Here is a 20,594-nt window from a genome sequence, read left to right on the forward strand (position 1 = left end):
CCCGTTTACAAAATGTAGGACATATCATTGATGTTCTTTATCTGATGCTTTCCATCATCGTGCACGAACATATGGGATACCCCGCCTGCGGCACCGTGAATATCGACCTTGTAGAAGGATTCGACGGGAAGGCCCAGGTACATGGCGTTCCAGATGCTCAGAAGATCACCGTGCGAGACGATGAGGATGTTTTCATCGCTGCCGGACATCACTTCATCATAGAAAGGCTTAAGACGGTTCCAGGCATCACGCCGGCTTTCTCCGTCGGAAAACAGCCTGTCATCGACTGTCTTTTCAGGGCATTCGATGTTTTCGCGGAGCCATTGCACGGATTTGCCGCAGCACTTTCCCAGATTCCGCTCCCGCAGTTCCTGGCGGAGGATCGGTTTTACGCCCAGGTACTTTGCGATCTCTTCCGCTGTCTGCTGTGCCCGTTTCAGGTCCGATGAATACATGATTACATCTTTTCCGGAGAGCTCATCTTTCAGTTTCCGGCCGATATGATCTGCCTGCTCTCTTCCGAGATCTGTCAGGTCCCAGTCTGTCCATGAACCGACCATTCCGTTCGTGTGATGAACAGACTGTGTGTGCTGAACTGTGATAATATGCTTCATATTTGCGCAGCCCTCTTCTTTCCGGTCTCTTTTACAGTAAGACACTCATCATAAATCATACAGGTAAGAGATCATTTCGTAGCCTTTGCCGCCCCAGTTATGAGAGCCGGTCTGATACTCTTTGCCGCCGACTTTTTCATAGAATCTCCGTGATTCATGATTCTCTTTCAGGCACCAGATGATCATTTTTTTCTTGCCGATGCTCCTGAAATAATTGAAAGCATACCGCATCAGGAGCTTTCCGGTGCCTTTGTTTCTTTTTGAGTACCTGACATACAGGGCAATCACTTCGCAGTCTGCCGGTGCTTCCTCCGTTGATTCCAGCCAGGCATATCCCAGGATTTCATTTCCTTCAGCGGCAACGACATACTTATCATATCTTTTGACTTCGATCTCATATCGCTGGTTCACACTCAGGGAATCCAGGAAATCATCATCCATTATTCCGCGATAGGCAGTCTGCCAGTCTTCAACGAGGATTTCTGCTATCTGCCTGACGTCTTCTTTTTTCGCTTGTCTTATAATGATCCCGTTATTCATTCAATGCCTCCAGGAAACAGTATAGAAAGAGTTATTCCCAGTCATATTCCAGCGTACATTTCCCGGCGTCCAGGGCTGCCCTGACACCGATGGGGAGGATGGCGCTGTTTTCGCCGTGACCAAAGTCATCTGAATAGGCGACGGGAATATTCCACTTTTCACCCAGGCGGGTAAGGCGCGTCAGCACCTGTTCATCTGCCGGGACGGAATAGAGGCCGAACAGCAGGCCACGCACGCGCGGCATAATACCGCACTGTTCGAGACGGGCAATATGCGCGCTGAACGCTTCAATGCCGTTGAACATCTTATTGTCCTCAACGAAGAGAATCAGGTCTCCGGCAACTTCGGGCAGCAGCTGCCCGGTTGCCGCGGCGAAGATGGTATTTGCCAGATAGCCGCCAACCAGCATGCCCGCGGCACGGCCCGGAACGAGCGTACGCCAGGGGGCGGCGGCAGTGTGACGTTTCGGCCGCGTAGTTGTAAACGCGGTAAACTGGCGCAGGTTGTAGTCTGTCGGATACTTCGCTATGGTGTCGGGAAATCTTCCGGGCGTCTGGCCGTAGAGAGTGACCAGGCCGGTCTTTGCGTGGATCGGGTTCAGAATGCTGGTGCCGTCACTGTAGCTGAGGTACAGCTTGGGATCGCGGCGGGCAGCCTCATAGTCCAGCAGGGGAACGATATCATCGGCGCCTTCACCGCCGCCGAAGAAGACCAGGCGCACTTCCGGGTCGCGGATGAGGGCGTTGAAACTTTCGGCACGCTCTTCCGGGGTTGCGGCGTAGTCCCAACCATGGGCGAAGATCTGCGGAGCAAGACGGACCCGATAACCGAGCGACTCCAGGGCGGTGACAGAAGGGGCAATGCTTTCCTCGGTAGCCAGCCAGGAAGGCGAGGCGAGGCCGATGAGGTTGCCTGATTGCAGGAGGGGTGGAAGCATGGGAAATCTCCTTTACGTGTTATGTGTTGTTGAATTCTGTGCGATTGCCCGGATGCCGCCTGGATCAGAAATACTGCTCCATCAGCCGGTCAACCCACTCGGGAGTTTTGGCATCCTTTTTATCATAAACCGGGAAATATGGCTTTATATCCAGAACCGGCGTGCCGTTGATGGCGTCAAGGCTCTTTACAGCCAATGTACTGTTGCTGACAGATATAATTTCTACAGAAGTTAAGCCAATCCTGTTGGGACGGTCTTTTCCTCTTTGTGAAAAAATGCCCACAAGAGGCATATCAGACCGTTCCTGAGGATGCCTTTGCAGGTGCTTATCCCTTATATATTCCGCCTGATCCAGATAATACAGCACTATTGCGTGGGAAAATTCTTCAAGGCCTTTCAGACCGGTATGATACGCTTCATCCAATTCAATGAAGGATATATCCTTACCCCAGGATATGTCTTTCTTTTCGTGAACTTCGTTCCTGACATATCCTATCGGTTTGATCATTATCTCTTTCATGGATTCTCTTTCTTTTCCCTACATATGAATACCGCAGCCAGTGATGGCTGTCAGTGGGTTTCTTTTGCTTCCTGTTCCTTCTTTTTGGAATCCCGCAATCTCCGGACCAGGTTATATCCGTTTGCGATCCCCATCAGGATGAGACCAATCCAGCCGAATACTTTTGAAGCAAAAAGGGATACCACGACAAGGGTGAATCCGATGAAGGGCAGTACGATGGTTACCAGGTTTTCCAGAACTTTCTGCAGTTTCATTATACATTACTCCTTATTTTCAGATGCTTCTTGCAGAGAATCAGTTTCCCTGTACCAGAACAGCGAGTCTTTCTTTAATGATGGATTCATAAGCATAGGAAGACATGGCACTGGTTACAGGTTCACCGACAAGCTGTCCGCTTGAATCAATAAAATACGTGGTGGGATAGGCATAGGTCGGAAGCACATCCAGGATTCCGTCCCAGGGGATCAGATTCATATACTGTACGCCGGCATCTGCAATGAGCTGCTTCGCATTGCTGATCGTTTCACTGTCTTCCGGGTTCTGGATATCCATCACAATGCCGACAACCGCGACATTCTTTTTGCTGACCCTTTCGCTCAGACTTTGAAGGGACGGCAGTTCGTACAGGCATGCTCCGCACCAGGTGGTCCAGACGTTCACCATTGTCAGGGTATTCTTTCCGAACAGCTCCCCGGACTGAACCGGATTTCCGTCAAGATCCGTTGTTTCAAATTCTATCGGCACACTGCTTACTTCCCCGGGCTTGAAGACACGGATCCGATCCGGTTCCATACAGCTTTGCACCAGGGATTCAATCTCTTCTTTTGCTTCCGCTGAAAGCATGCCTGCAGACTCATATCCATCCGGAAGCCAGCATATATAGAAGTTGTGATCTTCGTAAGAACCAAGTTCACGGAAGTTTTTCAGATTCAGAAAATCCCGGTGGTCGGAGGGCATATGATTGATTGTCTTCCCGTTATCCATACATACGATCTGCAGCAGGGACACGCATGTGCTATGGAGAAGCTGGTTCTCCTCCTCTGTGTAAGCCCGGTCCGGCCTGTAAAGAGAAAGGCCCATCTCTTTGGGAGCACCTATGTAATATACTTCCACAAAACGGACACCGGGAGCCAGGTCTATGTCACTCGTCAGCTCAAGCGATCCGAAGAGCTCCGAAGCAGGCGGAAAATCAATCTCAACACCTGTCAAAGGAAAACGCATGGTTTCCCATGGCGTTTCAGAAAGCGTGCAGGCAGGGGAAACGGCGATGACCGCAATCAGCAAAAAGGACATAAAGACGCGAATCGCTTTACAGAACTTCAAGATGTTTATTCCCTTCTTTCTTTGAATTGCTGTACTGCCAGGCTTACTTTTTCCGGGAAGCTTTCAGGACTGCGGTGACAACAAACAGACCCAGCAGGCTGAGAAGAAGCAGTCCGATCCAGACAGCCGGATGAGTGCTGTCACCGGTGTGAGGAACAGGACGGGGTGTGGCAGTCGGAGCGGGCGAGGGAGTGGGCAAAGCCTTCTCAATGGGCAGGTTTGCTTTTGTCTCACCATCGGCAAAGGTGATCACGACCTTGTGATCCCCGGCAGGCAGCGTATCCAGGTAGTCTGCCTTCAGGGTCAGGACAAGGCTGCCGGCGGCCTTGAGATAATTCTTTTCACTGACGGGACTGCCGTCCATGGTAACGCTGATAAAACTGTCAAATGTCACATTGTCCCGAATGCTGCGCTTTACGGTAAATACAAAGTCTTTTCCACTGCCCTGGGTATACTTGTCTCCCTGAACCGTAACGGTATAGACCGGATCTTCCGCATAGGTGTAAATATAGGTCGTGTCTTTCGTGACCGCGGTTTCGGTATCCGGTGTCGTATTCCAGCTGCCGGCTTTGCAGCTGGCTGCGGGTTTTGTGCCCGCACCTGGGATCTGGGAAGCCTGCAGCTTCAGGACGTCCCCTTCATGGCCTGTCAGGATGACTTCGCGGTCATCACTTCCGCCGTTGTCCCATTCGCCGTTGACCACGCGGAAGGTTACCTTCACACTGGTTTTGCTGCGGAAGATCAGATCGCCGGGCACATAGGTGATGGTATAATTACCGGTCACATCCTGCTCCTTGGCGCCAAGGATCTTTGCCGCGGATGGTACGAGTTTATTGCCGTCTGCGGTAATTGTTACCGCACTGAGTGTATGACCATTTACAGCATCAGTCAGTTCAGCATATTCCACGCCGGATTCGGGTTTGCTGCCTTCCGGGATTGTCTGGGCTTTCGCCGTGACAGTGGCCTCTTTTTTCCTGATGACCGCTGTGACACAATGCTTTTGGGAGCTGCTGTGGGTTTCATCGCCGATGGCCCGGTACCAAACATAATAAGTTTTCGCTTCGACACCGGTGGGAATGTCTGTACTCCAGCCGGAAACAGGAGCTGTTTCAGCATCTGTACCGAGAACATACTGCATCGTGCCATGTTCAGCTGCGCCTGCGGTAACAAGCTCCTCGGGGGAACCTGTGTAGGTGCACTCCTGTCCCTTGGGAGCGGTCTTGATAGTCGCGGCTGGTGCTTCTGCCCACCTGGCCATTACCGTGATCTCTCCGGTATTGTTATTTACACAGGAACGGGTTATCAGTACTTCGGATCCCGGCATACCGAGCAGGTCCACGCCGCTGACTTCCCAATGACTGAATATCTTGCCCTCCGGTGGTTCAATAGTGCATACCGGAAGTTCGAAAAACTCGCCTTCATTTACCTTCTCTGAATCCATGGCGCCCAGACCGTCATTGGGATCATAGACAAGCGTGAATGTCATGGAAGGGAAGCCAACTTCCTTATAGCTTAACTTCTTTCCAGCGGTATCGGCCGGTATGCTTGTGGGCTGCTGCCACTGATTATAACCGACTCCGATTACTTCATTGATCACTTTTCCGTTAAAGGCTTTGGCGGTATCCAGATACGCCTGTACTTCCACGGCGGTGATTTCTTTTTTGATGGTAATCGCAGACGCACTGATACCACAGTTTCCGCCGATTGCTTTGACTGAGCCGCTGCTGAAAACCAGCGGACCCTTGCAGAAGACCGCAGGACCGGCCCAGGTATCGAACATATTTATGTCCAGGCTGCCGGAACCGGCAAAGGTTACGGTACAGTCAGCTTTATCGCTCCTGATCACGTGATCGTCATCATAGGCCCAGTCTCTTGACTGGGTGATCTTGTTTGACCCGCTCAGGGAGATGGTCAGGTTTTCAGTGCCGTTATAGTATATCGCGGCGTACCTGCTGTTTGTATATTCATATCCCAGGCCGCTGTAGGTATAGTTGTCCAGCGTAAGGGTATGGGACGCAGGATCATAGCTCCAGTGATTTTGTGACAGTTGACTGCAGTTTTCCGCGGTAACCTGAGTTCCGCCAATCCAGAGGGGATATTCATCGGATGCTCCCAGCGCGGCGGAGCAGGCTGCGACGAATACAAGGCACAGCAACAGGCATGTCAGGAGTTTTGTTCTGTTTGTCATAAGTGTGTCCTCATTTCACGCGGGAAGACCGTCTTCTTGACCAGACGGGCCGCAAATCATGAATTATTGTACATACAATTATACATATTAACAATGTCAAAAATGGCTTTTACGGTCTGAAAATAAAAAGCGCAGCCCCGGCTGCCATCCGCCTTCGGTCATGCGTATTAACAGGTGCCTGACACAACCGGCCAGGCTGAAGGAATGAAGGTGCTGCCTGGTACAGGCACTGAAAGGAAGGAAAGAGTATGAAAAAGATTCTCAGTATCGCCGTTATCCTGGTTACGGTTCTTGCTTTGATGGTTCCCGTCCTCGCCTCTGCGGAAGACGGAAAAGATATGTGGGTAAACTGCTCCAACGGAAAAAGCCTGAACGTACGGACAGAGTCCAGCACCAAAGGCGAAGTCATCGTCCGTCTGGAATGCGGTACCAAAGTACATGTTGACTATGACGCCGGCAACGGCTGGGTGGCCATCAGCGACTATCATTACTCCGGATATGTGCAGGCCGGTTTCCTGGTGAGCGAGAAGCCCGGCAAGTACGAAATCACTGAAAGGGACGATAATTTCGTTACCCTGAAGAATCCCTACCTGGCCAGCGCCAAAGCCCGCGGCGCCAAGGACAACAGCAGCGTATGCCTGCGCGCGAAGCCCAACAAAACCTCAAGTTCGATCCGCCGGCTGACTGCCGGGGACCAGGTGAAGGTCATTGCCCGCGGCAAGGTCTGGAGCAAGGTCGTGGATATCACAACCGGAAAGACCGGATATGTGGCGAATGATTATATCAAGAAGAACTGACAAGGGAATAACAACAGCAAAAAGGGGCTGCCTCAAAATGATCTCAAAAGATCATAAGAGGCAGCCTCTTTATACTTGCTTTCTGAGAAGACTGATACTATGGGATAATAGTTTCTTCTTCAGTCACATATTCAAAATCAACACCCGGAGGGAAGGGCAGCCTTACTGCGGTGGGAAGGTATACTGTGCCGGATTCCACTTCAACGGAAGCAAAATCTTCGCCTTTTTCTTCGAGCTGCTTTCCTTCATCGCCGTAATCCCATTCGTCAGGATACGCATAAATCAGGGTGTTATCCTGCAGCCTGCACTGCCAGAGATCATAGTATTCATACCACAGATAATCTTTGACATACAGGGCTGAAGACAGTTTCAGTGTTTTGGCATCGAAACGATAATCTATCGCATTGAGCAGGTCGGGGAAGGTTGCATCCGGCAGGATGATTCGCAGTGAATCTTCCCCATAGAAGGCAAACAATACCGGCAGATTGCCGTCATCCAGGAATGTCTCGTTTACCCACTTGAGTTTCCAGCAGCCGTCCAGGTCATCAAAACCGCAGAGGATCGTTTTTCCCTGATACTGGTATACCGCGGCAGCATGGTGCAGATTGTAGGCGACCAAAGGCTTCACAGCCATCCATTTCTCCTCCGGATTATAACAGACAGCCGCATCCTTATATCCTGCTTTCTGCATGGCCCGATCACAGGCAGCTGTATAACCATTCACATCCATGGTATCCACTCCCTGAGGCGCAACGATATGAGGATAGTTTTTGATCCATTCCGAAACCGGCGTGCCTTCATGAGCGTGCATAACACAGGTATAATCAGCAATGCCTGTATCATTCCATCCAAAGACCATTTCGAGCTTATCCCATACCCATTCTTTCATAAAGGCTTCATCAACGAAACAATTGAGGCTGTCAGGCCAGTAGATATCTGTCAATTTGGCTTGGAAACAAAGCGCTTCCTGATCAATCAGTGTTACTCCTTCCGGAATATGGAGAGTTCCCAGTAACTGACAGGTTTCGAAAGACATTGCCTCAATTTCTGTCAGACCTTCAGGGAGATGCAGATCAGAAAAAACAAGGCTATAGCAATCCTTGAAGGCGCTCCAGCCAATGGATCTCATTTTCTTTGGCAGGTTGATGCTTTCTATGTACGACATGTAAAAAGCATCAATGCCAATTGTATGAATGCTTTCGGGCAGGAGTATATTTATGACATATTTGTTTTCATAGAACGCGCCAATACCGATGACCTCTGTTCCATCCGGCACAGCATATTCATTCTCCTGCCTGCCGGGCGGATAAGCGACCAGTGTCTTCAGATCCTTCGAAAACAGGACACCGTCCACATCGCAGAATACGGGACTGGCGAGGTCAGCGACATAGCGCTCAATCTCTGTCCGGTGCAGGTTTTCGCTGCAGAATGACTGCAAAGAAGCGGGCAGCTCCAGCGTCTTCAGTGCACAGCCATATCCAAAGGAGCAATCATCGTCTATTCTTTCTGTCCCTTCCGGGACAGAATAGCTTTCTTCATGCCGGCCTGCCGGATAAAGCAGCAGTTCTTTTCCGTCTTTCGTAAAAAGCACGCCGTCAATGGACCGGAAAAAATCATTCCCGTCTTCCACATAGATATTCTCTATGGAGGTGTCTTCCATTAACGGCAGATAATCATCTCGTTCTTTTGCATCCTTCGGGAGAGTAACGGAATGATCTGATTCAGAACAGCCGGCGGGGGATACCGACAGTATACAGATCATCATGATCATCAGGGCGATCAGTTGAAATGTCTTTTTCGACATAAGGACATCATCTCCCATCAAAAATCAGATCACAGGATGTTTGCTTCTGATAATGTAACGCCTGAAAGGTATCCAAATATTCCCAAACGCTATCACATATCCCGCTGAAATTATTCGCCTTTCAGTCCGCTCACACGGGCGTAAGCGGAATCCAGGCACTGATTGATGATCCCATTCAGGCTGCTGTTCTGAAGGATGTTCATTCCGGCTTCTGTGGTTCCGCCTTTAGTGCATATCTGTTCAATGAGCTTTTCAAACGTGCTGCCTTCGTTTCGGATGGATTCGATCACGTTTTCAAAAACACGCAGGGTGATCTCTTCACTGACAGAAGGATCATCGATCAGCCTATTGCAGGAATCCCTGTACGCTTTCATCAGATAAGCCGTAAACGCCAGCCCGCTGGCCGCACAGATCGTGATACTCTCAAGCTTTTCCTCCGGCAGACGGATGACGTACCCCAGGTGCCGGAACAGATCCATTACGTTATCGGATCCGGCCGGGTCATGATCACAGGAAACACCGATAACGCCTTTGCAGATGGATATTCCCACAGTCGGCATCATTCGGATGAGAGCATATTCACGGCAGGTGTCCTGCAGCCATTCCCGCATGTCATTTAAGCTGACACCGGCCATAAAGCTGATGATCGTTTTGCCTGAAAGATCTGTTTCCCTGATCTCAGTGAATACTTCCCGGGCATTCTGCGCCTTAACGACAACGACAATCACATCTGATCCGGCAGCCAGATGCTTTTTATCCGCGGTGACAATGATGCCGGGGTAAGTTTGCTTTACCGCATCCATTGTTTCTGCGGATCTCGCGTTCAGGATGATCTGTTCCTGGTCCAGGCCGCTTCTGACCAGCCCCGCGATCAATGCTTTTCCAAGATGACCTGCGCCGATGATGCCAATACGCATATGAATCTCCTCTTTTTACAGATATGATCGTTGCTGAATGCCGGTTTGCTGATTATTCCGCTGACCATCATATCAAAAGCTGACTTGCCGCGTCAAAGAAAAAAGGGGAGAGATTACAGAACTCAACTGACAGTAGAATTTTATTTTTGATTCTCTGAATGGATTATTGAAAACGTGGAATTCTTTTCTATAATGAATACATCAGCACATGAACGGCGGGAGGGATACGATGAGCATCGGTGAAACGATCACGAGAAAACGGAAGGCCCTGGGGATGACGCAAAAGGAACTGGCGGAGAAACTGTCAGTTTCTTTCCAGGCTGTTTCCAAATGGGAAACAGATGCATCCCATCCGGACGTGGAACTGCTGCCGGCACTTGCGGAAATGCTGGGAACAACGGTGGACGCGCTGGTGGGATACCGGTCTCCGATTCTGGCTGATTATGAGGCCAGGTATCAGAGCACGGAATACTACTGGGGAATAGAACCCAACCGTCTTTGCTATGACATCCTGCGGATGCGGCCGCCGGTAAAGCCGTATAAGGTGCTGGATATCGGCTGCGGCGAAGGAAAGGATGCCGTATTCCTGGCACGGAACGGTTATCGCGTTTCAGCTATTGATATTGCGGAGAACGGCCTGGAGAAGGGACGTATCCTTGCGGAAAAATGCGGTACCCGCGTGGACTTCTTCAAGGCTGATATCTCTGATTACCGGCTTACGGAAAAATATGACATTATCCTGAGCAGCGGGGTATTTCATTTCCTGCGTCCGGAGATCCGTGAAGAGGTCACGGATAACCTGAAAAAGTTTACGAACGAGGGCGGGATTCACGCACTGAATGTTTTTGTTTCCAAACCTTACCTGAAACGGTCGGGACAGAAAAAAGGAAACCGCTATGAATGGAAGAGCGGTGAACTGTTCTCCTACTATCATGACTGGCATCTGCACCGGATCGACGAAGAACTCTTTGACTGCAACAGCGGAGGAATCCCGCACCAGCATTGTATGGATATCATGGTCGCGGAAAAGAGGCGGTAAAGAAATATGAATACCTATGATTTCATCTTTTTTGACCTGGACGGAACACTGACGGACTCCGGTCCCGGGATCATGAACGGATTTGCCTATGCGATTGAGAAAATGGGAGGGAAGGTATCGGATCCCGCTGAACTGCGTCAGTTTGTCGGCCCTCCGCTGAAGGAGTCCTTTGAAAGAAAACTGGGGTATTCCCCGGAAGACAGTGAGAAGGCTATTGCCTTCTACAGGGAATACTATAACGATATGGGCGGGCGGCTCCAGAACAGCGTATATCCCGGTGTGGAGGGGATGCTTGCCGGCCTGAAGGCCGCCGGAAAGAAACTGATCATAGCGACATCCAAGGGAGCGCATGGAACAGAGATCGTGCTGGAACACTTCGGACTGTGCCCGTATTTTGATTTTGTGGCAGCAGCAAATGACACGGACCGGCAAAGCAAGACAGAGGTGCTCCGGTACGCGGTTCAGATGTGCGGCGTCGGGGATATCCGGAAGGCCGTTATGGTGGGAGACCGGGAGAATGACATGACCGCGGCAAAGAACCTCGGCATGGACAGTATCGGGGTGCTGTACGGATACGGAGACCGGAAGGAACTGACGGATGCCGGTGCGGTACTCCTGGCTGCTTCTGCCGAAGAGGTCGGGAACCTTATCCTTGCGGGCAGAGACAACAGTCAGTAAAGATCGCCCGGCTGCGCGGCTACATTTGCCCTGATGGTTTCCCAGTCGGGACACCTGCGGTAGTTGCAGCCCGGAAGCTCCGGCATCCGGTTCCACGGCCTGTCAAAGACCATGACCTTCAGATCCGGCAGATGATCGAAAAACCGGAAAGCCAGGGGAGAGTCTTCCACCGCGAAATCGAATTTCATCCGGAAGAAATCATCAAGATTAAGACTGAAATCTGTGTTTTTTAAAATATTTTCCCTGCCGTATTTATCCAGGAAGTATAGTTTTACATCCCGGAGGCCATGGCTGTCGAGCCATGCGCGGGAGGGTTCACAGGCGCTGAAAGGACGGCCGGTGATCACCGTCACATTATGGCCCAGGCTGATCCATTCATTGATGACCTTTGACGCACCGGGTGTCTCTTCAAAGGACAGAAGCATCTCCGGTTCGTGGCCTCTGACGAGCAGCCTGTCATACTGTTCGTCAGACAGACCAAAGGCCTGCTGAAGGTTGAAAAAACGCATATGCTCGTAGGGGATATCTATACCGAACATCTCAGCGGCAAGCGTGGAAAAAGCCCTTCCTGTTTCACACAGGCAGTCATCAAAATCAACGTAAATGTTCACAGTATCACATCCTTCAGCACATTTGCTTTTGCTTTTATATCATAACATAAAAATGCTTCGATTTTCTCTTTTAAAAACAGAATAGCCGCAGTTATCTCTCAGTGCCTGTTCTGTTTTGAACGATCCTCCTGTGTTACTCTTGAATCACAATGAGGGAGATCGTGATTCCGGGAATGGAGGATCAGGAAGGTGAAATGCTTTTTTGAATATATCAGGAGCAGTCTGGCATCCGATCAGATGTACCGGGTGCGTCCGTATGTGTGCCGGGCGTTTGGCGTGCTTTATGCCATATTGATGCTTTTGCTGGCCGGTGTGCTTTACAGGATACCCTCTGTCCCGGGCGGTGTGATTGCGGGTATACTGATCGGGCTGGTGATATTCTTTCGGTATATATCCCGGAAAAAACGGACAGGACAGGAATCAAAGTAAAACCTGAAATGACAAAGCCGAACCATAAACAGGTTCGGCTTTGATTGTTGTTATTCCACGGTCCATTCAGTCCACTCGATATGGTTATACTGCATGACGTCATTCGCCTTTTTCATGCCGATCTTTTCGTAAAAGGGCACGGCGTCCTCATTGGCGATCAGGTATACCGCTATGTCCTTTTCACCGCCGGCGATCTCATGGGCGGTCTTCATCAGCCGGGTGGCGATTCCCTGACGCTCGTAGTTCCTGTCAACGCCCAGGTCGGTGATATAAAGCCAGTAGCAGAAATCGGTGAGCCCGAACAAAGCGCCGACGATCAGGCCCTCCCCGTTCCGGGCGATCAGGCTGATGGATACGTTCCGGACGAGCTTTTCGATCCTTTGTTCAAACCGTTCTTTCGGATACTGGGAACCCAGGTCCGTTCTTTTCAGAAAATCAATGTATTCGGCGGCGGAAACCCGCTCTTCCTTTATAGTGACCATCTGTTTCTCTTTATCATGCTTCCGGATAACGGTACTCAAGCCCGAAATCACGGTCATCCGTTTCCTCCAGCAGATAATCGTAGCCTCCTTCCGAGACGATCCGGAAGCCGCATTTTTCATGAGTTTTCAGGGACGGCAAATTCTTTTTGCTGACGCAGTCGCACAGCCGGAAGGGGCCTTCCTTTTTCATGGCGTCCACAACCGCTGACAGCAGTAAGGCTCCATAGCCTTTTTTCCTTTGATCCGGGTGGGTTTCCAGGGCCTCAAGGTAATATACATCCCTGACTTTGCATGTTCTCAAAGCACTGAGCCAGGTTCCGTTCTCTTCGCAAACCCAGACGACGGCCTCAGGCTTGCTGAAAAAGTCGTTCTTCAGGAAATCAAGGAAGCCGGCTTCGACCTGCCGGGCTGCTTTCTCCTTGTCAGGTTCATCGGGAAAGAAATAATCCGTGTTCTCATAGTTGCTTTCGGAATAGATATCCATCAGCTTTCTTTCATCCAGGTCTTCGTATTTTGTGATTTTGATCAGCATCGTATTCTCCACAGATGAAATGAATTATTCTTTCGGTTAGTGCATCTCCACAAGGACTGCTTTTTCAGGCGGGAAATAATCTTCCGTATCGCTGCTGACTCCAGCGGCTTTATAGGCCTGGTCAAAAGAAATCTCTTCGATATTGCTTAACCAGACGAAGGTGGAATCCTCGGCCGCGTTCGGCATCCTTCCGGAGATCTCGAGACGGTATTTGTAGGTATAGTTATCACACATCCATGTTCCGTCATCCATTTCGGTGTATGTTTTCATGTTTCCGGTGACTGTGTCTTTGACAGCGGCTTTCTTTGCGCATCCCGAAAACAATGCTGCCAGCGGCAGGCACAAGAGGATCAGTAATGCTTTTTTCATGATGGTCCATTATCCTTTTATTCAATATTATTCAGTCCGTTATACAGCTCGTTGAAGGATTTGGCCACGGCGCACCTGCCGAAGGAGAGATCCCGGTTTTCCCCGAACTCCAGCAGGAAACACTTCGCCATTTCCTCAACGGTCTGCTCCAGGGTGGTGAAGAACTGCTGGTAGGCAAACCGGCTTGCGGCGGAACCATCCTCGAAACAGTTTTTGATCAGGGATTCGGTTACCTGGTCCAGTGGATACATCTTGATATGCATCAGTTCATGGACGATGACTTCCTCAATGTTCTCCTGTTTCGGTGAAACCGCGTTCAGCAGCAGGATTGCCTTCCTGTCATCGCAGTCGATCTTGAAGTCCCCGGTTTTCCGCCATTCAGGATCTTCAACGAATTCCAGCTTTACATCCCAGGCGGGGGTAATGCGGAGCTTGCGGATATATTTCTCAAACAGAGCTGTTACTTTTTCCCTGTCCATTTTATTATCCTCCATATGACATGATTTGATGTCAGCGGTATCATCATATCAAAAGGCTTATGATTCCGTCAAAAGGGAAGAACAATGGAAGTGAAAAAAACTGCGGACGGGAGAAAACACGGCAGAGGATAACATCCGGAAAAGTACTGCGGAAAAACGCTGTACACCTTGTACGTACTGTGTGCGGTGCATATAATACAACCATTGGATACAAACTGCTCACTTACAGGAGAGATTCATATGAAACCGGAACTGGAAAAACTCTGCACAGACTATACAGCCAACCGCGAAGCGGTGAAGAAAGCGTTCAGGTGGGACAACAGCGCCCTTTATGCGGTATGCGCCAACATCTTTTGCGCTAACGGTCATATGGCGGACGCGGACAGGCTGAAAGAATGCCGGGCTGTGATCAAAAAGAACACAGGGGCGTTTTCCAAATTCCGGAGCAGGAAGATCCGTTGCCTTCTTTCCGGTATGCTGGCACTTGGTGAGAATCCGGAAAGCAGGATGGTGCAGGCCAACGATTATTTCCGCCTGCTGAAGAAACAGTTCAAGGGAACAGAGTATCTTGTGCTGACCGCTTTCCTGCTTACGGACCTGGCGGACCGGAACGTGACATTGGAAACCGTAACCCGGGGCAGGGAACTGTACCGCCGGATGAACAAAAAGCACAGGATGCTCACAGACAACACGGACAGCGTTTTCGCGATGCTGCTCGCTTTTTCGGATAAAACGGACGATGAACTGCTTGAAGAGACAGAAGACGGCTATCAGCTGCTGAAGGCCCGGTTCTCCAACGGCAGCGGATCGCAGACGGCGGCCCAGGTTCTTTCCATGGCCGCAGGTACGGCGGAGGATAGGACACAGCGGGTGATCGAACTGTATGACGCCCTGCAGGAAACCGGAGTGGAATACGGTCATTCCGCTGAACTGGCACCCCTTGCGGCTCTGTCCCTGTCGGACAGACCGGTTACCGAACTGGTGGAAGAAATCCGGGAAGCGGATGAATTCCTGGCTGAGCAGAATCTCTATGGGAAAAAGAAAGAAGACCTGGCACAGCGGGCCATGCACGCGGTTATGATCGTATCCGATCAGTACGCGGGGACAAGCCAGGTGAACATTACCGTGATGACCAATACCCTGGATATGCTGATCGCCCAGCAACAGGCCAAGCGGATCTCGCTGGCCATCCATGCCGTGGAATTTGCTGCCAAATTCCTGGGCAAATCCGACACGAAAGCAGGGACGGATGACAAAACCGGTGATGTCAATACAGACACCGCTGAAAAGCTTGAAAAATAAGGATGTAAAGATGTTTTGACACGGGCGGAACAGCCGGTGTAAAGTACATTTGATGGATGAAAAGCCCGGGTTTCGATATGCTGTGGCTGCAAGGAGGACGATGAGATGGAACTTGGAAAGCGGCTGAAGGAATACAGGAACCAGAGCGGTATGACACAGGATGAACTTGCAGAGCGTTTATATGTGACACGGCAGACGATCTCCGCCTGGGAAAACGACAAAAGCTATCCTGACATCCACAGCCTGCTGATGCTGGGTGATCTGTTTCACGTCTCCCTTGACACATTGGTTAAAGGAGATATCGAAATCATGAAAGAGACAATTGACCAGGCTGACATTCGTAACTTTAAACGGGACAGCAACATCTACGCGATCCTGCTGATCGCGTGTGTGGTACTGCTTTTCCCGCTGTGGAAATGGTGCGGCATACCGGGCATCGTCATCTGGGGGCTGCTGTTCGCCGCGGCACTGTTCTATGCCGTGAAACTTGAGAAGGTCAAAAAGCAACATGATATCCATACATATAAGGAAATCGTTGCCTTCACGAACGGTGAAAAACTGGACAATATCGAAAAGGCGAGGGAAGAAGGAAAACGGAACTATCAGTTGATCATCGCGGTCGTGGCGTGCGCTGCCCTTGGATTTGGTGTCGCGTGGATCGCGTTTCACTGATCATCTGATAATCCGGAAAAAACCTGATATACAGTGCCTGCTTTGCGGCAGGTGCTTTTTTGATTTTCCTGTGATGTTATAAAATAGTTGCAATAATAAACAGTTGACAAACGCAACTAAAAGAGATATCCTACCGGGCATAAGGAGGATGAGCTTATGGACCAGGTAAAGCTTTTTCGTGAATACACCAGGGAACTGGAATGCCATCTGGCGTATCTGAACCAGTCTGACTGCTGCCAGTGCGGCATTAATGAGTCACAATGCTTCCTGATTGTCGAGATCGGCAGGGAGCCTGGGATCTGTGTGAAAGAACTGGCCGAAAAAGTCGGACTGGATAAAAGCGGCATTAGCCGCGGGGTTGAGGAGCTGGTCCGGAAGGGATATGTGAACCGGGAGCCATCCATGGAAGACCGCCGCAGTGTTGTGCTTACCCTTACCGAAGCCGGACAGGCCAGGTTTGAGAAGATAGAGAATGACATGTACGGGAAGTTTGCCGGGGTTTTTGCCAATATAGCAGAGGATAAACGACAGCAGGTACTTGAAGCCCTGAAGATCTACAATGCAGCCTGCAGAAAAGCGGAGAGTAAATGATCGTATGACAAGACAGGAAAAAGCTGTGCAATATTTCAATAATGGATTTCACTGCTCCCAGGCGGTTTTAGCCTCGTATGCGGATGAATGCGGCCTTTCGGAGGAGCAGGCACTGAAAATCGGCGCCTGTTTCGGAGGCGGAATGCGAAAGGGAGAAGTATGCGGTGCGTGTTCAGGGGCGTTGATGGTGCTTGGCTCCTTATACGGACAGTATGACCTGGCGGATGAAGAAAGCAGGCAGACCGCCAATGAGGTAAACGACCGGATGATCAGGGGGTTTGAGGAAGCCTGCGGCTCTTATCTGTGCAGGGAAATCCTCGGGTGCGACATATCAACCCCTGAAGGCAAACAATACGCCCGCGAAAAAAACCTTTTTAAGGAACTGTGTCCGCAGCTTGTTGCAAACGCGGTGACAGTGCTGGAAAAAATAATCGGAGAGAGGCAGTAAGGATGGACAATGGTCTGATTATCCGCGATGTCCAGGAAGAAGATGCCGAAAGGCTTGCAGAGATCTATGCCTATTATGTGCGGAATACGGCAGTCTCCTTTGAATATACAGCGCCGTCAGTCAGCGAATTCAGGGAGAGGATCTGTAAAATCAAGGCAAAGTATCCCTATCTGGTCTGTGAGAGACAGGGAAAAGTGATCGGATACGCATATGCGGGCCGATACAGTCCGAGGGAAGCGTATCAATGGACGGCAACAACATCGATCTATATCGACCATGAATGCCGCAGGCAGGGCGCGGGATCCCTGCTGTACAGGGAACTGGAAGGCAGACTGCGCGATCAGGGGATCGTGAACCTGCTGGCCGGAGTGGGTTATTGCGAAAAGGAGGACGAATACCTCTCCCATGACAGCTACAAGTATCACCTGAAGGAGGGATATACCCTGGTGGCACAGATGAAAGGGGTCGGAAAGAAATTTGACAGGTGGTATGACCTCCTCTGGCTGCAGAAAAAACTGTAATCAGTGAAAACCGGACTGATCCGGATGAAGAAAAGATCCTGCCGTGGCAGGATCTTTTCCTTTGGAGTTATTTGTTCGCAAGTCTCTTTATGGCTTATTTCTGAATCCATCCGGAAGCGCCGCGCAGACCGACAACGATCCAACCGCCGTCATCCTTCAGGATGGGGAGAACCGTATCCTTGTCCAGGAGACCGACCTTCGGCGCCGCAGTATCATTCCATGCGTATACCGGCGTTGCCTTGTCCGTGTGGTACCAGGCGGGATCAATGGCGAGGTAGTCTGATTTCACCCAGCCGATAATGGCATCATCTTCGGAATCCGAAGTGCTGATCTCAGCCCATCCGTCAGTCTGCTTCATGACGATGATCCGATCTCCGCCCTGCAGTGAGGAGATGATTCCGGTATCAGCAACAGGCGCCTGGCGCACGGTCAGGTTTTCGCACAGAACAACGGCTGAAAGGCCGATCTGGCCTTCGCCGTAGGGCGGTATAATTTCAGCCTGGACTGTCCAGATGCTGCCGATGATCAGGGTCATTACGATCAGAATAGTAATCCAAACATGTTTCTTCATGACAGTAGTCCTCCTTTATCATGATACATCTATATAACGCTTCAGCAGGCTGTTTTGTTCCCGACTGCCCGGCAGACGGGAATCAGTTCCTGCATTCACAAACCGGCTGCCCGGAGCGCTCCGAGGGAATGGATCCTCACAACCCGGTTTTCATCGGTTTCGGAAATATCCCGCAGCAGGTCCGCATAAGGCCTGACGAATTCCGGTCTGCGCTTACCAAGTACCCGGAAGATTTCCGGCGCTTCCATCCTGACTTTGTCATCAGGATCATGCAGGAGCTTCTCAAACACCGGCATGGAATGTTCATAGATATCGGGTGTGTTTGTGGCGATATTTTCCGAAGCCCAGATGAAGCTCAGCCGCACCTTGGGGTCTTCGTCCCCGGCAAAGCGGAACAGGTCCGCCCAGTATGGTTCGATCACCTGATAACTGCCCCGGCCGATCCGGCCGAGGGCGTTTACCGCCCGTTCCCGCAGAAGGGGGACCGGACTGCTGCAGAAAGACACAATGGCGGGAACGGTTTCTTTCACCAGCAGAGGGTATTCAAGGCCGATCTCCGCAAGCAGCCAGAGTGCTTTGGCCCGGATCTTTTCAGATTCATGATCAAGTAAAGAAGAAACATACGAAATGCTCTCCTTCCACCTGGTTTTGTCCTTTGTCAGCATTCCAAGATCTTTGTAGAGTTCTGATTCGTTCAAGTTTCCAACCTCCTTCTGCTTCCCGTATGTCCGTTTTTTCAGCAACGGCAATGATCATACCAGAAGAACGGCCGCGCAGTCAAAGGAAAAAGAAAGGTTTGTTTCTGAAGACGGACAGTTACATGAACCGGTGCCTGCGGACGAATGTGAATAACAGCACAATGATTGACAACAACAGCACAAAGGGAGTCAATTACGACAGAATATATGTGTGATAGAATGTGGCCACACAAGGGACAATCAATTACATTTGGAGGGCTTGGTATGAAAAGACTTATTTGCGTGTTACTGACGGCTGTCCTGACTCTCGGACTGCTCCTGGCTGCTGCTCCTGCTGAGCAGGCAAAGGAGGAACCCGGCGTGACGGTTTATTTCCCGAACTGGAACATCTATTCCGACGCCCGGTGCGACGTCAAGGGCCTGCCGTGGGACCGGCTGGACTGCGTTAACCACGCTTTCTGGGAAGTAATTCCCCAGGACGGCGGCTTTGCCGTTGTATCCACTGACCCCTGGGCTGACACCGATCCGGACAACCCCAACGCTCATTTCCCGCAGTACGCGGAATGCGCGGAAAAGTATCCCGACACAAAGATCCTGATCTCCATCGGTGGATGGACGGATTCCGGTCATTTCTCCGAAATGGCACTGACAGCGGAAAGCCGCGGCTCCTTCATCAGGAGCTGCCTGGATACGCTGGATGCCTATCCTTTCCTGGGCGGCCTGGACATCGACTGGGAGTATCCCGGTGTGGAACGGGAACCTGAGGATGAAAGCGATGAAGGTTGCCCGGTGGTGGGTGACGACTGGACCAACTACACCCTGCTGCTGAAAGAACTGCGCGAAGCGCTGGACGAGCATTTCGGACAGGGCACGAAGCTCCTGACCGTTTGCGCCGGTGCCTCTGTGGGCTGGTCCCTGAGCAAGCAGGATTACGCTTCCCTGCATCCCTATGTGGACAAGATCAACCTGATGACCTACGACATGGCGGGCTCCTGGGAAGAAAACACCGGCCATCATACGGCACTGCTCGGCGAAGTTTCCGCGGATACTGCTGTGAAATACCTGCTGGAGCAGGGCGTGCCTGCTGAGAAGATCACCATCGGTTCTCCGCTGTACAGCCATGGCTGGAAGATCCGTGAAGCGACTGAAGAAGTTGTCGGCGCCGCCGCGGACGCGATCGACGATTTCACCTGGCATGACCTGATCGCCATTGAGGAGGCCGCTGTTGAAGAGGGAACTCCCGGATGGCATAAGGGCTATGATAAGGAAAAGGAAGCGGCGTATCTGTGGAACGACGATCCTGAATCCGACGATTATCTCAATTTCATCACCTATGACAGCGCTGATTCCCTGGCAGCCAAGCTGGCCTACATCAACGAAAACAAGCTGGGCGGCCTGATCGTCTGGGAAGTGCACGGCGACAGCATCGACAGAGACTGGCCGATGATCACTGAGATGCATAAAGGGCTTCACCCCTGAGGTCCTTCAGGCATAAAATCCTCCATAAAGTGTCAAAGCCGAACCCGTTACGG

General features: G+C 50.9%; 25 protein-coding genes. 9 read left to right on the top strand and 16 right to left on the bottom strand.

Annotated elements, in window-relative coordinates; all coding sequences use genetic code 11:
* Nucleotides 1–5: 5 nt before the first annotated feature.
* The 7 genes from JYE50_RS01005 to JYE50_RS01035 form a co-directional block, all read right to left on the bottom strand.
* Entirely contained in the window at nt 6–614 is a 609-nt protein-coding gene (locus JYE50_RS01005) for a histidine phosphatase family protein (protein ID WP_084096667.1), read from the bottom strand.
* Nucleotides 615–662: 48 nt separating this feature from the next.
* The gene (locus tag JYE50_RS01010) at nt 663–1,154 is read right to left on the bottom strand and encodes a GNAT family N-acetyltransferase (protein WP_084096666.1); all 492 of its coding nucleotides are present in this window, start codon (nt 1,152–1,154) and stop codon (nt 663–665) included.
* 31 nt (nt 1,155–1,185) lie between these two features.
* On the bottom strand, nt 1,186–2,091 hold the full coding sequence (locus JYE50_RS01015; RefSeq protein ID WP_084096665.1) for a S66 peptidase family protein: 906 nt from the start codon (nt 2,089–2,091) through the stop codon (nt 1,186–1,188).
* Between the two features lie 64 nt (nt 2,092–2,155).
* Entirely contained in the window at nt 2,156–2,611 is a 456-nt protein-coding gene (tsaA, locus tag JYE50_RS01020; protein WP_084096664.1) for a tRNA (N6-threonylcarbamoyladenosine(37)-N6)-methyltransferase TrmO, read from the bottom strand.
* 50 nt (nt 2,612–2,661) lie between these two features.
* The gene (locus JYE50_RS01025; RefSeq protein ID WP_084096663.1) at nt 2,662–2,865 is read right to left on the bottom strand and encodes a hypothetical protein; all 204 of its coding nucleotides are present in this window, start codon (nt 2,863–2,865) and stop codon (nt 2,662–2,664) included.
* Between the two features lie 40 nt (nt 2,866–2,905).
* Nucleotides 2,906–3,934, bottom strand: a complete 1,029-nt coding sequence (locus tag JYE50_RS01030; protein ID WP_084096662.1) for a TlpA disulfide reductase family protein — start codon at nt 3,932–3,934, stop codon at nt 2,906–2,908.
* Between the two features lie 43 nt (nt 3,935–3,977).
* Nucleotides 3,978–6,122 (bottom strand): LPXTG cell wall anchor domain-containing protein, encoded by a 2,145-nt coding sequence (locus JYE50_RS01035; protein ID WP_084096661.1) that lies wholly within the window; start codon nt 6,120–6,122, stop codon nt 3,978–3,980.
* A 248-nt stretch (nt 6,123–6,370) separates the two neighbouring features.
* Here JYE50_RS01035 and JYE50_RS01040 point away from each other — a divergent pair, with 248 nt between their 5' ends.
* Nucleotides 6,371–6,919 carry an SH3 domain-containing protein gene (locus JYE50_RS01040; RefSeq protein ID WP_084096660.1) on the top strand — a complete coding sequence of 183 codons (549 nt, stop codon included), beginning with the start codon at nt 6,371–6,373 and terminating at the stop codon, nt 6,917–6,919.
* 97 nt (nt 6,920–7,016) lie between these two features.
* Here the strand turns inward: JYE50_RS01040 and JYE50_RS01045 are convergent, their stop codons facing one another.
* Both JYE50_RS01045 and JYE50_RS01050 read right to left on the bottom strand, forming a co-directional pair.
* Nucleotides 7,017–8,723, bottom strand: coding sequence for a leucine-rich repeat domain-containing protein (locus JYE50_RS01045; RefSeq protein WP_179138403.1), 1,707 nt, complete (start codon nt 8,721–8,723; stop codon nt 7,017–7,019).
* Between the two features lie 110 nt (nt 8,724–8,833).
* The gene (locus JYE50_RS01050; RefSeq protein WP_084096658.1) at nt 8,834–9,640 is read right to left on the bottom strand and encodes a pyrroline-5-carboxylate reductase family protein; all 807 of its coding nucleotides are present in this window, start codon (nt 9,638–9,640) and stop codon (nt 8,834–8,836) included.
* Between the two features lie 229 nt (nt 9,641–9,869).
* On the opposite strand from JYE50_RS01050, the gene JYE50_RS01055 reads away from it, so the two are divergent.
* Both JYE50_RS01055 and JYE50_RS01060 read left to right on the top strand, forming a co-directional pair.
* The gene (locus tag JYE50_RS01055) at nt 9,870–10,679 is read left to right on the top strand and encodes a methyltransferase domain-containing protein (protein ID WP_084096657.1); all 810 of its coding nucleotides are present in this window, start codon (nt 9,870–9,872) and stop codon (nt 10,677–10,679) included.
* Between the two features lie 6 nt (nt 10,680–10,685).
* Nucleotides 10,686–11,357, top strand: a complete 672-nt coding sequence (locus JYE50_RS01060) for an HAD-IA family hydrolase (protein WP_084096656.1) — start codon at nt 10,686–10,688, stop codon at nt 11,355–11,357.
* Here the strand turns inward: JYE50_RS01060 and JYE50_RS01065 are convergent.
* From JYE50_RS01065 to JYE50_RS01085, 5 genes are all read right to left on the bottom strand, one after another.
* Entirely contained in the window at nt 11,351–11,968 is a 618-nt protein-coding gene (locus JYE50_RS01065; RefSeq protein WP_084096655.1) for a 5' nucleotidase, NT5C type, read from the bottom strand. The two genes, JYE50_RS01060 and JYE50_RS01065, sit on opposite strands and share 7 nt — an antisense overlap.
* A gap of 479 nt (nt 11,969–12,447) precedes the next feature.
* The gene (locus JYE50_RS01070; protein ID WP_283399243.1) at nt 12,448–12,936 is read right to left on the bottom strand and encodes a GNAT family N-acetyltransferase; all 489 of its coding nucleotides are present in this window, start codon (nt 12,934–12,936) and stop codon (nt 12,448–12,450) included.
* Nucleotides 12,893–13,411, bottom strand: coding sequence for a GNAT family N-acetyltransferase (locus JYE50_RS01075; RefSeq protein WP_084096653.1), 519 nt, complete (start codon nt 13,409–13,411; stop codon nt 12,893–12,895). The genes JYE50_RS01070 and JYE50_RS01075 overlap by 44 nt, the downstream gene beginning before the upstream one ends.
* Nucleotides 13,412–13,447: 36 nt before the next feature.
* Nucleotides 13,448–13,780 carry an immunogenic protein gene (locus JYE50_RS01080; RefSeq protein WP_084096652.1) on the bottom strand — a complete coding sequence of 111 codons (333 nt, stop codon included), beginning with the start codon at nt 13,778–13,780 and terminating at the stop codon, nt 13,448–13,450.
* Nucleotides 13,781–13,797: 17 nt separating this feature from the next.
* Nucleotides 13,798–14,259 (bottom strand): hypothetical protein, encoded by a 462-nt coding sequence (locus JYE50_RS01085; protein ID WP_084096651.1) that lies wholly within the window; start codon nt 14,257–14,259, stop codon nt 13,798–13,800.
* 240 nt (nt 14,260–14,499) lie between these two features.
* Between JYE50_RS01085 and JYE50_RS01090 the strand changes: the two genes are divergently transcribed.
* The 5 genes from JYE50_RS01090 to JYE50_RS01110 all read left to right on the top strand — a co-directional run bounded on the left by JYE50_RS01090 (nt 14,500) and on the right by JYE50_RS01110 (nt 17,793).
* Nucleotides 14,500–15,561 (top strand): DUF4003 family protein, encoded by a 1,062-nt coding sequence (locus JYE50_RS01090; protein WP_084096650.1) that lies wholly within the window; start codon nt 14,500–14,502, stop codon nt 15,559–15,561.
* A gap of 105 nt (nt 15,562–15,666) precedes the next feature.
* The gene (locus tag JYE50_RS01095) at nt 15,667–16,233 is read left to right on the top strand and encodes a helix-turn-helix domain-containing protein (protein WP_084096649.1); all 567 of its coding nucleotides are present in this window, start codon (nt 15,667–15,669) and stop codon (nt 16,231–16,233) included.
* Between the two features lie 156 nt (nt 16,234–16,389).
* On the top strand, nt 16,390–16,824 hold the full coding sequence (locus JYE50_RS01100; protein WP_084096648.1) for a MarR family winged helix-turn-helix transcriptional regulator: 435 nt from the start codon (nt 16,390–16,392) through the stop codon (nt 16,822–16,824).
* Nucleotides 16,825–16,828: 4 nt separating this feature from the next.
* Nucleotides 16,829–17,272, top strand: a complete 444-nt coding sequence (locus JYE50_RS01105; RefSeq protein WP_084096647.1) for a C-GCAxxG-C-C family protein — start codon at nt 16,829–16,831, stop codon at nt 17,270–17,272.
* 2 nt (nt 17,273–17,274) lie between these two features.
* Nucleotides 17,275–17,793 carry a GNAT family N-acetyltransferase gene (locus JYE50_RS01110; RefSeq protein WP_084096646.1) on the top strand — a complete coding sequence of 173 codons (519 nt, stop codon included), beginning with the start codon at nt 17,275–17,277 and terminating at the stop codon, nt 17,791–17,793.
* 94 nt (nt 17,794–17,887) lie between these two features.
* On the opposite strand, the gene JYE50_RS01115 is transcribed toward JYE50_RS01110, so the two are convergent.
* Together JYE50_RS01115 and JYE50_RS01120 are read right to left on the bottom strand one after the other, a co-directional pair.
* Nucleotides 17,888–18,364, bottom strand: coding sequence for an SH3 domain-containing protein (locus JYE50_RS01115; protein WP_084096645.1), 477 nt, complete (start codon nt 18,362–18,364; stop codon nt 17,888–17,890).
* 95 nt (nt 18,365–18,459) lie between these two features.
* The gene (locus tag JYE50_RS01120; RefSeq protein ID WP_084096644.1) at nt 18,460–19,062 is read right to left on the bottom strand and encodes a sister chromatid cohesion protein PDS5; all 603 of its coding nucleotides are present in this window, start codon (nt 19,060–19,062) and stop codon (nt 18,460–18,462) included.
* 264 nt (nt 19,063–19,326) lie between these two features.
* Between JYE50_RS01120 and JYE50_RS01125 the strand changes: the two genes are divergently transcribed.
* Complete coding sequence (locus JYE50_RS01125; protein WP_179138402.1) at nt 19,327–20,541, top strand: glycoside hydrolase family 18 protein; 1,215 nt, start codon at nt 19,327–19,329, stop codon at nt 20,539–20,541.
* Nucleotides 20,542–20,594: the final 53 nt, after the last annotated feature.

Source organism: Aristaeella lactis (assembly GCF_018118585.1).
Classification (GTDB): Bacteria; Bacillota; Clostridia; order Christensenellales; family Aristaeellaceae; genus Aristaeella; species Aristaeella lactis.